Annotated in this window: 13 protein-coding genes; 4 read left to right on the forward strand and 9 right to left on the reverse strand. The window is 60.8% G+C overall.

The features are described from left to right. The first annotated feature begins 674 nt into the window (after nt 1–674). The gene (locus IFT71_RS04215; RefSeq protein ID WP_192139287.1) at nt 675–1637 is read left to right on the forward strand and encodes a YaaC family protein; all 963 of its coding nucleotides are present in this window, start codon (nt 675–677) and stop codon (nt 1635–1637) included. 11 nt (nt 1638–1648) lie between these two features. Next, the gene (locus IFT71_RS04220) at nt 1649–2167 is read left to right on the forward strand and encodes a hypothetical protein (RefSeq protein ID WP_192139289.1); all 519 of its coding nucleotides are present in this window, start codon (nt 1649–1651) and stop codon (nt 2165–2167) included. Nucleotides 2168–2570: 403 nt separating this feature from the next. Here the strand turns inward: IFT71_RS04220 and IFT71_RS04225 are convergent, their stop codons facing one another. From IFT71_RS04225 to IFT71_RS04265, 9 genes are all read right to left on the reverse strand, one after another. Further along, entirely contained in the window at nt 2571–3626 is a 1056-nt protein-coding gene (locus tag IFT71_RS04225) for a DUF4917 family protein (RefSeq protein ID WP_192139291.1), read from the reverse strand. Between the two features lie 206 nt (nt 3627–3832). Continuing rightward, complete coding sequence (locus tag IFT71_RS04230) at nt 3833–4321, reverse strand: hypothetical protein (RefSeq protein ID WP_192139293.1); 489 nt, start codon at nt 4319–4321, stop codon at nt 3833–3835. A gap of 10 nt (nt 4322–4331) precedes the next feature. Continuing rightward, a complete protein-coding gene (locus IFT71_RS04235) occupies nt 4332–5465 on the reverse strand; it encodes a HigA family addiction module antitoxin (RefSeq protein ID WP_192139295.1) in 1134 nt (377 codons plus the stop codon). Next, a complete protein-coding gene (locus tag IFT71_RS04240) occupies nt 5465–5767 on the reverse strand; it encodes a hypothetical protein (RefSeq protein ID WP_192139297.1) in 303 nt (100 codons plus the stop codon). Before IFT71_RS04240 ends, IFT71_RS04235 begins: the two co-directional genes overlap by 1 nt. 563 nt (nt 5768–6330) lie before the next feature. Next, the gene (locus IFT71_RS04245; protein ID WP_192139299.1) at nt 6331–6702 is read right to left on the reverse strand and encodes a hypothetical protein; all 372 of its coding nucleotides are present in this window, start codon (nt 6700–6702) and stop codon (nt 6331–6333) included. A 287-nt stretch (nt 6703–6989) separates the two neighbouring features. Further along, a complete protein-coding gene (locus IFT71_RS04250; RefSeq protein WP_192139301.1) occupies nt 6990–8234 on the reverse strand; it encodes a S41 family peptidase in 1245 nt (414 codons plus the stop codon). 61 nt (nt 8235–8295) lie between these two features. Beyond that, nucleotides 8296–9120 (reverse strand): AraC family transcriptional regulator, encoded by an 825-nt coding sequence (locus tag IFT71_RS04255; protein WP_192139303.1) that lies wholly within the window; start codon nt 9118–9120, stop codon nt 8296–8298. A gap of 350 nt (nt 9121–9470) precedes the next feature. Continuing rightward, entirely contained in the window at nt 9471–10559 is a 1089-nt protein-coding gene (locus IFT71_RS04260) for an ATP-binding protein (RefSeq protein WP_192139305.1), read from the reverse strand. 151 nt (nt 10560–10710) lie between these two features. Then, a complete protein-coding gene (locus tag IFT71_RS04265) occupies nt 10711–11259 on the reverse strand; it encodes a TetR/AcrR family transcriptional regulator (RefSeq protein WP_192139307.1) in 549 nt (182 codons plus the stop codon). 71 nt (nt 11260–11330) lie between these two features. Between IFT71_RS04265 and IFT71_RS04270 the strand changes: the two genes are divergently transcribed. After that, a complete protein-coding gene (locus IFT71_RS04270) occupies nt 11331–12020 on the forward strand; it encodes a DUF1349 domain-containing protein (RefSeq protein ID WP_192139309.1) in 690 nt (229 codons plus the stop codon). A 2-nt stretch (nt 12021–12022) separates the two neighbouring features. Beyond that, nucleotides 12023–12571, forward strand: a complete 549-nt coding sequence (locus IFT71_RS04275; RefSeq protein WP_056420915.1) for a sugar O-acetyltransferase — start codon at nt 12023–12025, stop codon at nt 12569–12571. Nucleotides 12572–12644 lie beyond the last annotated feature (73 nt).

Genomic DNA, 12644 nt, shown 5'->3' on the forward strand with positions numbered 1-12644 from the left:
AAACAGGCAATATATCGGAACCGATATCATGTATAATCTGATCAATCACGTTCCGAAGCGGGGAGAACCTCCTCCGGCTCATATGCTTTTCCGGGACGCGGCGGGTTCCAAAGACACCGCCTTCCTCGATAGGCAATTTTTTGATCTTGTTGGTTGCCGGAAGGAAGGCAGCTAAAACAGCGTCACTTTCCTATTAGCCCCCGAAAGCGGACGGTCCGCTCACCACCAGCTTCGGCCGTTCCGAACGTCGCGACTTGGTGGAAACCGGACTGACCGGTTTGGAGCGACGAGCCGAGGTAAGCCGACTTTCATTCAGGAGCACATAGTCGGCAGTTCCGCGGCTCATGGCGGTCGTAGAACCAGCTTCGGACGCTTCCTGATTGCCGCCCGTCAGCTTTGCGAGGATCTCGGCAGCCGCCACTCAATTGGAATGGCTTCGGCTGGGACGATGCTGCCTTTGCAGACGGATGGTTCGCGCGGCAGCTCTCGCCAGAAACGGACATTCAGCGGTTGCTTGTGGCAGCGGCAAATGCACCGAGACAATTGCGAGGTTGCGTAATAGGAACTCCGTCGCAGGATAGCTTGCGGCGGGGGGATCGGTGTCATCTGAACAGATTAATATCGGGACGAAGTCAATTGCGCTGACAAAGGCAGTCATCGGATCTAACTTCCGGATGAAGACCGTGCTCACCTTGGACCCCTTCGACTATGTCGATCTATGGCTCCGAAGAGAGAAGAAGGAAGAGGCGCAACATTACTGGAGGCAGGCGAGAAACTTCCATTGCGCGGCGCAGGGGTTGCCGATCGAGTCATCGCCTCTGGTCCTGTACTACTGCTTTATGAACGCCGCGAAGGCGCTTCTCGCCTCCAAGTCGATCGCGTTCAATCCTTATCACGGTGTGTCCGGCAACAGGATGCGCGGGCCGAACAGCAAAACCGTCCTCAGCAATGAGGGGATCAAGATTAAGCAGAACGGCATCGTGCCTGCGATGGCCTCCTACTTCGCGGAAATCGAAGCTGCCCGCGTCCACAGCCTCGAGGACATACTGTACAACGTCGTGTGCGTGCATCGCACCTGCTGTCTGAGCTATTCCAACAAGCCAGAGCGGTTCATCCCGCTCAGACGGGCGATCTTCAAGCGGGACACGGCATCTGGACAGGTTTCGCTCCATGCCGAGATTGGTGATGGCATCAACTGGAGCATCTACAGGAGGCGCCTGCCGCCAGAAGTCGCGGAGGTTGTCGGAGGCCCGCCCGCCATCGTGTCGACCCGCACAATCCACTGGGCTGCGGCCGGCCGTCCGACCGACGCAGAACTCGCCTCGCTGAGTGATCTGAATGCGGAGATCCGCCGGGTCATCCACTACATCAACGGTTCGCACACCCTGTGGTACCTAAAGACGACCGGCGCGAGCACAATCGATCGAAGCCCGATCACGTTGATGCTGATCGCCATGCACCGATTGAGCGAAATTTGCCGTTACACTCCTTCGCAGCTCAGATCGTATCTTGACGGACCGAAGAATTGGCTGCTCAGCGAGTTCATAGCCATGTCGCCGTCCCAGTTTCTAGACGAAATAGCCTGTGAGATGACGGGGCATCAGATCATGATCCCCAACGTCAGGGTACCGAACTGAGAGGTTTCATCATGAAGATATACATCGCTTGCGGCTTGACTCATGTACCGCGTGACGTCTTCGCCGACTATACTTCATACTTGCACGGGCTGGCTGCCAAGCTGCGCAGTAGTTTGAGCGTGACGAGCGTGCGCTACGCCCTAGTCGACAGCGACCCCCAACTCGCCCTGAAGCCGGCGGGTGACCAGGCAGGACTTTGCTATGACTGGGATCGCAGGATGGTCGAAGATGCTGACCTTGTCGTGGCGGACGCGAGCTTCCCGTCCACCGGCCTAGGCATCGAGCTGCAGATCGCGGAGGCTGCGGGAATTCCAGTCGTCATGCTCATCGGCGATCTCGGCATCAACCGCGTCAGGGAGGTCCAGTACCGCAATCCGGATGACAGCCAGCACGAACTCCAGATCGGACGAGGCATCGTCTCATTGATGGCGCTTGGCCTGCCGGCGATTCGCAAGACGGTCCAATACACTAGTTTTGACGAGGCGATTGCCCGGGCTGCAGACGCCGTCGCAATGCAGGTCCAACAGTGATCTCGGGTTGCGACGATGTTGGCGATCATCCCCAAGATCCCCATATCAGACCCCGGGCATTTGCTTCGGAACGCAAATCGCGAACGGCTGGGTGCCCGACGGCGCGGTGCTCGATCAGATCGACGACATGCTCGGTGACGCCATGTCCGTCGCCCGTGTCCGTATGCCGATTGGCTAGAGCGCCGATGAATCCTACGCATGCGGCGAGCCGATACGGACGCGCTGGCACGCGGCGATGCCCAGCGTGCGCATATGTGTGGCCTGCCAAGCGGCCCGCGATCACGCATCCGCCGTCGCCTTCTTCGGCATCAATCAGCCGGGCAGCTAGGACAGCTAACTGCGCTAGCAATGGACCTGATCCCGGATACGGCAGTCGCCGCCTTCCGGCACAGATGCTGCCTGATCAGCCCCATACCTGCGCGGTTTCGGCGTCGTAGAACTCGACCTCCAGCGCCCACTTGTCTTGGCGCAAACCCTTCAACCAGTTTGCGCGCGCGATGATGTCTTGGTTCCACACCTCCAATTGATCGCCGTAGAGGCCGACATACAGCTTCTTGAACCTGCCACGGCCAATGCGGGTGAGTATGTGGTCGTCGTTCGCCGCCAGCGAATGACCGAAGATAAACCAGCAATGCGGTCCCTTGGTCACATTGGCGGTGAACTGCTTCAGACCCTGATAGAGATAGGCGTTGTGCCGGATTTTAGCCTTCTTCTGGGCGCTGGTACCCTCAGCCACGAACAGTGGGAACTTGTTTGCGACCAGCGCAGCGCGGGCTTGGTCAATCAGGGGCACGCCCTTGCGCACCCATGTGTACTTGAGCAGGTCCTTGCCAGAATCGAACAGGTGTAGCGCCCCGTGCAGGAACATGACGCTGGCACTGTGAGCGTTCGTCTCACCCTGCCAGACGACATATTCCGCGGCCGGCTCGTCTTCGTCGTTCCCGAAGCCGTCGTTCTTGGCGAGATTGACGGCCGCGCCGAAGAACGGGTCCTCGTGCATCAGGGTCCAGTACAGGAGCAAGTCGTAGTTCAGCGTGAAGACGCAGCCCGCCCTTTCACCCGACAGGAAGTGGGACAGGAACCGGCGGCAGGCGTCAAACTTCTCGTCGGGGATTTCGGACGGAATGGGCGGGTGGTTGCCGGCAATGGTTTGAACCAGAATCTCCTTCAGCATCGCCGCGTGATCGAGCATCTTCTGCGGCGCCGCCCCGCCATCGGCCACATAGGCGGGCAAGATGGTCGCCGAACTTTCAAGTGTGCGGATCACCGCCTCGAAATCCTTGGTCCCCAAGGCCGCGAAAACCTGCTCCAATTCGGGCACGGCCGAGAAGTCGGCTTGATCGTATAGCGACCCATAGTGGAATATATCGGCCCGACACGCTATGCTGAAGCCGTTGCCTAGCAGCAGGTGCCGCTTGCTGAACTGCTCACTGTCTGCGATCGCCTCGTCGAACTTCATCAATTCGCTTCACTCCTCGAGTCCGCAAGTTCCAAGCTCGACCTGCTGTCACTCTCAACAGCACTCAATGGGCTATCGCGCTTGGCGAATGGTCAGTTGCGTCAGAAACTGCCATGCAAAAACTGAGTGGCGAACGACGGGCTATAGTCGACTGCTACCGGTGCTTTGCGCTATTCAGGATTGTTCCGCTCAGCGGGACGGCCGGATCAAGCCGCCTCCTCGTCGCCCAGATCCCGATGCTGGGCGGCTTCCATTTCGGCCACGTCCTCGGTGAAGTCGAGAATGATCTGAATCGGTTTCTCGCCCGATCGTTCGTCGTTGAAGTGATCGACGTCCTGTTTGATCTGGAAGCAGTCGCCGACGATCGACTGGCGGCGCTGAGCGAAGGATTTCTCCAGAAAGTCGCGTGGCGCGGTGTCGATATCGGCCCACAGACTTAATTGCTGGCCTCCAATCCACGTCCGCACCGAATGCTTCGTGCGATATTTTCGCCCTTTGGCATCTATCCGCTTCTCCTGGCGCAGGCTATCTGCCAGTGCGTCGCGGCAAAGTTTCGCGACATCGCGCGGGCCGGGCCGGAACAGGCCCTCGTCGATCGCCCATGCCGCAACCTCGTCGAGAGATACCGGGTCAGGGTTCACCGTCGCCCTAAAACGTTCGAAGATCGCCTGCATCTGTTCGCTGTATTTCGCCATTCGGATTGTCCTACAAATGGGCCTCGGCCGGATTGCCCCAGCCATCGGCGACCGCGTTCTTAAGCAGGTGCCGGCGAACCGGGACCTGATATTTGCGCAGATAGTCGTAGCGCTTCATCCGCTTTTGCAGTTGCCCGACCACGATTGCCGGATGGACGGACATGAGTGCTGCAAAGCCGAGTACATCGCGCTCCGAAAAATACGGGTGCTTGCGGGCGTAGAAGGAGGCCATCTTCGTGACCGGCACGCAGAATTCGGCAGCTTGCGCATTGGCAATGGCCTCCTCGTCCGTTTCTCCCTTTCCGTCGCCAATATTGTCGCCAACAAGATGGTCGACCATTCCAATTGACTGTTTGCCATGCCCGCGCAGCACATGCTCGATCTCATGGCGCAGTACGAACCAGAAATTGTCGAGCCGGTCATAGAGCGTCGACATGCCGATCACCGGAGACGCGTCGTCGAGCCATGTGCAGACACCGTCGATCTTCGCATTGGGTAGAACCTCGACCACCACAAAACGGACTCCGGCGCTGGCCAGCAGTCCAGGGACTGCCGCGACCGCTTCGGGATCAACCATCAGAGACCTGAGCTTGGGGAGAAGTTCTTCGAGCTTGTCCGCCGCATAGGCCTCGACCGTGGTCTGTCGGGCAAGCTGGCGCGCGCGGAACACCCAGGCCAGCTGGTGAGGCGGCGTCTCGTCATAATGGGTCCGTTTGGCGGCGAAGGCGATGTCGCCCGGTCCCGCATCGGGATCGTTTGCGACCTCGAAGAAGCGGTCCATCTGGAGTTGAAGGAGTGACGCCTCGCCGTCCTGAATCCAGCCACGTCTAATCATGTCACGCACGGGGAAGTGCGTCTGCAGGTCCGCGCGGGTGCGGACCGCCGGATCCGGCTCCTTGGCGTTCTGAAGGTCGTAGCGCCCTTGCAGGTTCAGAAAGAATTGAGGCGCCGTGCCGAACGCATCACCGAGAAGCCGCGCCATATCGGGTGTAATCCCGCGCTTGCCGGACAGCAATGGATTAAGTTGTTGCTCGGTCTGCCCGAGGATGAAGGCCAAGTCGCGTTGCGACCAGCCGCGTGCCTCAAGCTCCAACTTTATGAACATGCCCGGCGGATCAATTGCCACCTGATTACCGCTCGCCATCACGCCGCCCCCCGCAGTCGCTCTTCCATTTTCTTCACGATCGCAGTCATGGCACTATTCTTTTCTATGAATGTCACGACCATCGCCCACTGGGGCGACAGCATCACCAGGTGCTCCGCCGTTTCCGAGCGATGTTGCAACTCAAGGCTCTTCCAGGCTTTCACGGTTTCCAAATCCGGCGCTGCTCGCAGAACGCACAGGCGATGGCGCGCGGATTGGATGACAGCAACCGGCAACCGCGTATCAGCTGCGGCTGCCGTTTCGATCATCGCAAGGCGGTTATCTTCGAAATCGATGTCCATCTGATAGGCACCATAGTCGTGCGCCGCGATCTGTCAACGCAACTTAACGGAAGTAGTTAAGTCCGTCTTGGCGCTAGTGGCGTGATGGATCGTCAGAGGCCCAAGACTGTGAACGTCGCAGTTAGCCGGCGGCGCCGAGTAGCTAAGAAAAAGGCTGCGCTTTAGCGCGAGTGGACCGGCAACGAGCGTCGGTTGAGCTGTTTTCCAACCGTGGACAAGCAGTCGGCGATCGACCGAGGCGGGTGACCGGTTGCCAGCATTATACCCCTCGACCGTCATAGAAACGAAGGGCAACCCAGAGCCGTCGGTTTCCCGGAATCAGTCAATCAGCAGCCAGCCAGGTAACGCCAAAATCGGAAGGCTGAACGAACGTCCGGTTTGGGGCAGCGCCTCGGGCGCGTTGAATGGCCGGATGTGGGTCGTGGGAGCCACAGTCATGCCGGAGATGTGATAGTTGAAAGCACGAACTCAGCTCAAATTGACGTCTGATTGCGCCCACATCCGAACGTTAGAGGTACGACTGCGAAGCCATTCCATAAAAGCGACTTTTCATTCCGATCGCTTTAGTTCGCTGCCAAACCGACCCCCGGCAGCTGCTTCTCCCACTTGTCTTCTGTCGGCCAGCTACCTGCCGGTCCCTGCCAGTTGGTGGCATACATGGCAGTCGCCGGTACTTCCTCACCGTCTAGAGACGCGCTGCACCGTATTTGGGTGGCGGTGCTTCTTAGCCAGACCTTTAATTCACCATCGCCGAATGGCGTGAGCCAAGGCTCGCGGTATTTCTGTGAAAACCGCATCCTGCCGTTGCTGGCGTGAACTTGCTCTCCGTTCACTAGCAGGCGTTCTTGTCCCCACAGTGTCCAGCTGTACGCGTTATCCACCTCGACCATGGTGTTACCGATCTGGAATTCCCAGCGTTGACCAATAAGCCTCATTTTCCGTTCCTGCCCAACCAATGTCTTTGATGATGACGTTAATCTCACCACCATCATCGCCTAACGAGAAGTGAGGCGGAAACCGTTTTCTTTGCACTGCGCGTACCGGATCAATACGGCGAACCAAAGATGCCATAGTGGTCGACTTTGTCCAGAGCACGACATTCGTCAGTGGATGGCCGGGGTATCAGGCTGATTATTCGCGACGATGAACGAACGTCCAAAGTTGGGGAGCGGGAAGGGGTGGCTGAATTTCGACTTGTGGGTCGGCCTCGCCAGCCAACGGCCTACGAAGATGCTTTCCGCTTCATATCCAGCGTTCTTATGCCGGCGGCGAGAGCATCGTCGGTAGGAGAGACAAGGACATCGGGCACAAGGAGCGAGCGTGCGCGATCATGCACGTCGTAAACCGGCTCTGCTGAGTATTGCAGTTGAATGCCTGTACGGTCCAGGTGTAGCGGGAATACTCCGGCACCAAGGCGCATCATCGGCGTGCCAACAATGGAGGCGCGCCTGATCCCACGCATACCCATCGGAAAGCCCTCAGCCATGCTGGCACTCCAGCGGGTCGTGAGAACGACGACGGGCGCGGTGTAGGTGAAGGGACCGCGGGGGTCGACGACCTCGGTCCATGGATCGCTCAAATGGTCGCCGTCGCGTCGGCGCATTCGGGCGTACGGCTTTTCCATCGCGATGAAGCGTCCCATAATCGGCCGCGCAACTGCGGTATCGCCTCCGCCATTCTGGCGCACGTCGATGATTAATCCCGGCGCCTCACGGTATCGAAGCAGCGCAGCGTCGAATGCGTCGATCACCGCTTGGTCGGAGAAGCTGCGAATGACGATGTAGCCATAACCGTCCGGAAGCAGCCGGTTTTCAACGTCCGGCAGCCTGGGCATGTTCTTCAATGGCAGAAATACTGCTCGTTCGCCGCTTTTGGCGCTGCGCAGCGTGATCCGACGTGGTTGGCCGCGTCTTCCGGCGACCGCGATATTGAACGCAAAGGCAGTGGCGGCGGGATCAGGGTGGCTCAGACAACGCGGCATGGACGCTTCGGCTCGCGCAGCGACAGGTATGCCATCAACGCCGGTAATCGTATCACCGGCCACGATTCCTGCGTCTGCCGAAGCCGACCCGTCCCGAACGCTGGTCACGAGCGCGTTCCCGTTGCGGGGCTCTACCCAGAGGTCGTAGTAGGGCAGGCGGGCGGTGCCGTCGGCCGCGTCGCCCCGATGCGTATGCGCATCGTACAATTCGCCGAGCACGCGGTCGACGATGGTGGCGAAGTCATCGCGCGAGCCAGCGGCGAGCGCCTGTGGACGGTACAGCGCGCGCACGGCAGCCCAGTCGGTCTGCTTCTCGCCGAAGTAGCAATACCGCTCACCAAGCGTCCGCCACAGTTCATCAAAGTCCTCAGCATAGGTGACATCATGCGGCGGTTCGGCTGCCCCGACGCCGAACGGCCAGGTCTGGGCGGCAAGGAGGCCGGCGCTGGCCTTGAGCAGCGAGCGGCGGGTTGGAGCAGTGTGCATCGGTCAGACCTCCTTTGAGTGGAGCCAATGCTAGCCGTCGCGGGTGCGGCCGGATTGAACGTTATTGCTGTGCGTAGCGACGCGGCGACGCGCCGACGATGCGCTGGAATTGACGGGTCAGGTGGCTCTGGTCCGCATAGCCCATGTCCAGCGCCACCTGCGCGATCGGTTGCCCATCGAGCAGTCGCATCCTCGCTTCCGTGACTCGTCGCTGGTTGCGGTAAGCGAGCGGGCTGAGCCCGACCGCCTTCTTGAAGCTGCGCGTGAAGTGGAAGACGCTGAGGCCGCTCAGCCTGGCGAGATCGTGCAGGCCAAAGCCGTCTGCATAGTTCGCGTCGATGTACGCCTTCGCATCGATGATGCGAGCCGCGTGGACGGGCTGCGATTCGTTAGTGTCCGGAACGCCGCAACTTTCAACGGCGAGCGCCTGCACTAAGACAGCAAGCGCGCTCTCCTGTTCCATTCGTCCTGACAGATCGCAGCCTAAGGCAGCGTGGGCGGCAGAGACGGCCGCGAGTAAGGCGGGATCGTCGGACACGGGCATCTGAAACCGGAGGGCCCCACCGTGGCGACCGCGATCGAGATAGGGGCGGATCGTGTCCTCGCGAAGGTAGAGAACGTCGTACCGCAAGATGTCGGGGCCGATCGTCGCGTTGGCGTGCGCCTCGTCAGGGTGCAGTCGCAGAACGTTGCCGGTATCGACCCGGTTTGATGGTCCAGCCACGGTAAGCGTTTCTGCGCCCGCGACGACGGCTCCGACGACATACTCGCTATGGCTGTGTTCCGGGAAGCTGCGCTCGCGGTAGCAGACTGAGACCAACTCGACCCCGGGCATCAGCCGCGGTCTATAAAAGCGCACACTGTCGGACATCGAAGGTTCGCTCATGGATGTCTGATTACGGGCCGCTTCATATTCATGGAAGAGATTCCCTTGTTGATGTTCTGACGTCTCGTTCGGTGTCGATGACCTTCGAGCGGCGAGGCTGTATGGCAGGCGAGGACCTGTGAACAGAAATGGTACGCTGGTGGTACGATCCGACGAGGCTGGTGCGAAATCCACCTCCACCTCACGAAGTCCAGCTAACTTACCCGCCTGCGAAAGGGGGGCATCAGCCAGCCTGAACGAATGGTAGAAGTTGGGGAGCCGACCGAATGCACTGAGTGGCCGCTTGTGGGTCTGACCGGAAGCATGGGCAGGTACTCCCGCCCCGTAGCTGACGTTCTTAGCTAAGCTCCCTACAGCGGCTGGACCCTCCATTTGGCAGCAAGCATCGCCAACAAGAGATCGACGTAGTTCCAGCCCTCGGCGCGGGCGGCGATCGCTGAGAGGCAATCCTGATCTTCGCGCCCCGGGCGGCCCGGCCCCGTCATGTTGGGTTTCATGTTAAGGTCGAACAATTTGTACAAACCATGACGATCGGCCCGGCAATCGATCCGGATCGCGGTGCGCGCGTCAACGAGCGCGGCTGCTGAGATACAGCTGCCGATCATCGCCACGATGGCCGGATCGTGTAGTCGCTCGGGAGCGATTGCGATGCTGTTGGCGGTGACCGGAACGTCGCCGTTATACGGAGCTATTCCGGCGCGCTGATCGAAGCGGTACACGGGCGGCAAGGCCCAGTGCGTCGGTGCCCGCGAACCGTCCGGGCGCGGGGACGCGGGCGGCATGAGGGTGACGGTCATCTCGTCACCGCCGAGAAACTCCTCTACCATCAGCATGTCGCCGAAGGTGGCGGCTGCGATCAAGGCAGTCGCGGCGTCGCGCAGGTCGCCGAGGCTTTCCACCAGGGTGACGCCTTGGCTGCCACGTCCGCGCACCGGTTTGACGATCATCGGAAAGGACATGCCGCGCGACGCGCATGCGTGCTCGAGGTCGGCCAGCGCGCAGACGTTCTCCTTTGCCGTGCCGGACAAGAGAAACGATTGCGCTACCGGCAGACCAGCCTCGGCAAGGAGAACGTTGGTCTGGAACTTGTCGTCGAACGCCTGCATTGCCGTGGGAAGCTGCCCGACGATGTCGAAGTCTACCATTGCAGCCTCAAGCGGATGCCCTTCAAACAAGACCGTGTTCGCCCACAGGACCGATGCGCCGGCTGCGCCCGCGCTACGAATGCCCTCGGCCGTGTCCGGGAAGACCCAGTCGAGTGCCCTGGCAGGGTCTGGCGAGGAGGTGGGCGTGACCATATTCACCCCAGCCGTCTGCAAGGCGAAAGCAATGTCCGCGCCGCCATCTGAATATCCGCCCGGTTTTGCGTCCTTTCGCAGTCCGCCGATCAACGGTGGTGGAAGCGCTTGGTAGAGAAGGGCAACCGGCGCTGTCTTCATGAATAATCTCCTGCGCGCCGCGCCTTAGCTCGAAGCGGCGCGCGCATGAAAGGGGCATCGATTGCGGTCATGCGGCGGTGACCCCATACGCTTGGGCTTGATCCTGACGGTGGCGGCATTTGCGCTGGGGCAGCCTGATGGATCGGACCGGCTAACACGCGGCAATCCGCTCGACGATGGTCTTGATCGCATCGCGGTCGAGGGGGGCGCGATCGATCGAATTGTGAATGCCGATACCCTCGATCAGCGCGTCGAGTGCGCGCGCCGTGAGCGGGTCAAAGAAGCGCCCCAAGGACTCTCTGCTGCTGTCCATCCAGCGCTGCATAACCGCGCCGACCGGTGGGTGCCGGGCCGCGAAGGCGTAGAGTTCGTAGCTCAACAACAGGGTGCGGGGTTCCGCCCAGACCTGGTTCGCGATGATGTCGACGACCGCCGAACACGCCGCTGCCCTGTCGGTCGCAGCGTCCAGGCGGGCGCGGAAGGCCGCGGAGGATTTGGCGGCGAGTTGCAGGAAGGCTGCCGTCAGCAGGTCCTCCAGGGTCGCGAAATAATAGGTGACCGAACCGAGCGGCACGTGCGCCGCCTCGGCGATGCGGCGGTGGGTCGTTGCCGCGGTTCCGTGATCGGCAATGACCGCCAGTGTCGCATCGATGATGCGTTGCCGCCGTGCCGGATCGTTGCGCCGGGTCTGTTGAGTCATCGCCTCTTTACCTCGATCTTGGCATGTGTACATATGTACACAACATCGAAGGTAATTGGAAGGCAGCGGCTATGACGCACGATCGGGTGAGCAGGCGGGCGGTGATCGGTGGTGCTGCGGCGCTTGCGATCGCGGGAAATGCCGGCGTCGCGACCGCGCAGCGCCCGGCAATCTCGGCGCTTGGGCGCCGTGACGGTCGCTGGCTGAATGCGCCCAAGGCCTGGAAAGCCGCACCCGGCGGAGACCTGACGCTCGTCACCGACAAGGGCAGCGATTTCTGGCGCGAGACGCATTACGGCTTCACCCGGGACAGCGGTCATTTCCTCGGCTTCACCGCGCCTGCCGCGTTTACCGCCCAGCTGCGCATTCGCGGCCAGTATCAGAAACTCTACGATCAGGCCGGCATAATGGTGCGGGTCGACGAACGACGCTGGGTCAAGGCGGGGATCGAATTGTCCGACGGGCGCGCCATGCTGAGCAGCGTGCTGACCGATGGAAAGTCCGATTGGGCAACCGGCCCCTACGAGCATGACGCGCAGGATTTCTGGATGCGCGCGACCGTCGCCAAGGGCGTCCTGCGTTTGCAGGTCTCGGCGGACGGCAAGACCTGGCCGCTGGTCAGGCTCGCGCCTTTTCCGATCGCGTCCTCCTATCAGGTCGGGCCGATGGCCTGCACGCCCGAACGCGCGGGACTGGAAGTACTGTTCTCCGACCTCAGCATCACCGCGCCGCTCGGTAAGGACCTTCACGACTTGAGTTGATCATGATGACCCAGAAGGAACGGATGCTGGCGGGCGAGCTCTACATCGCCGACGACCCGGAACTCGTCGAGGATGCGGCGCGCGCCGCTGCGTGGTGCGATCGCTACAACCGCGCCGCGACCGCCACCGCGCAGGAGCGCCATGCACTTTTGGTAGAAGGTCTCGGGCACGCCGGATGCGGTGCGACGATCCGGCCGCCCTTCCACTGCGACTATGGCTTCAACATCGATCTGGGCGAGGGCGCGTTCCTCAATTTCGGATGCACGGTACTCGATGTCGTGTCAGTGCGGATCGGTGCGGGCACGCAAGTCGGTCCGGGTGTGCAAATTCTAACGGCCGATCATCCGCGCGATCCGGTCCAGCGTGACCGGATGCTTGAGTTCGGTCGGCCGGTCATCATCGGACGCAATGTCTGGATAGGCGGTGGTGCGCTGATCCTGCCCGGCATCACCGTCGGCGACAATGCGATCGTCGGCGCAGGCAGTGTCGTGACGCGCGATGTTCGCGCTGGTGCGACCGTGGCGGGAAATCCTGCTCGCCTGCTGAGATAGTGGCAGATCACTCAAATACGCCGGACTTCGGATGGACATGAATGAATGTCCGAAGTTCGGAAGGTCGAAAGCG

It is taken from the genome of Sphingomonas sp. CFBP 13733 (assembly GCF_014841795.1).
Classification (GTDB): domain Bacteria; phylum Pseudomonadota; class Alphaproteobacteria; order Sphingomonadales; family Sphingomonadaceae; genus Sphingomonas; species Sphingomonas aerolata.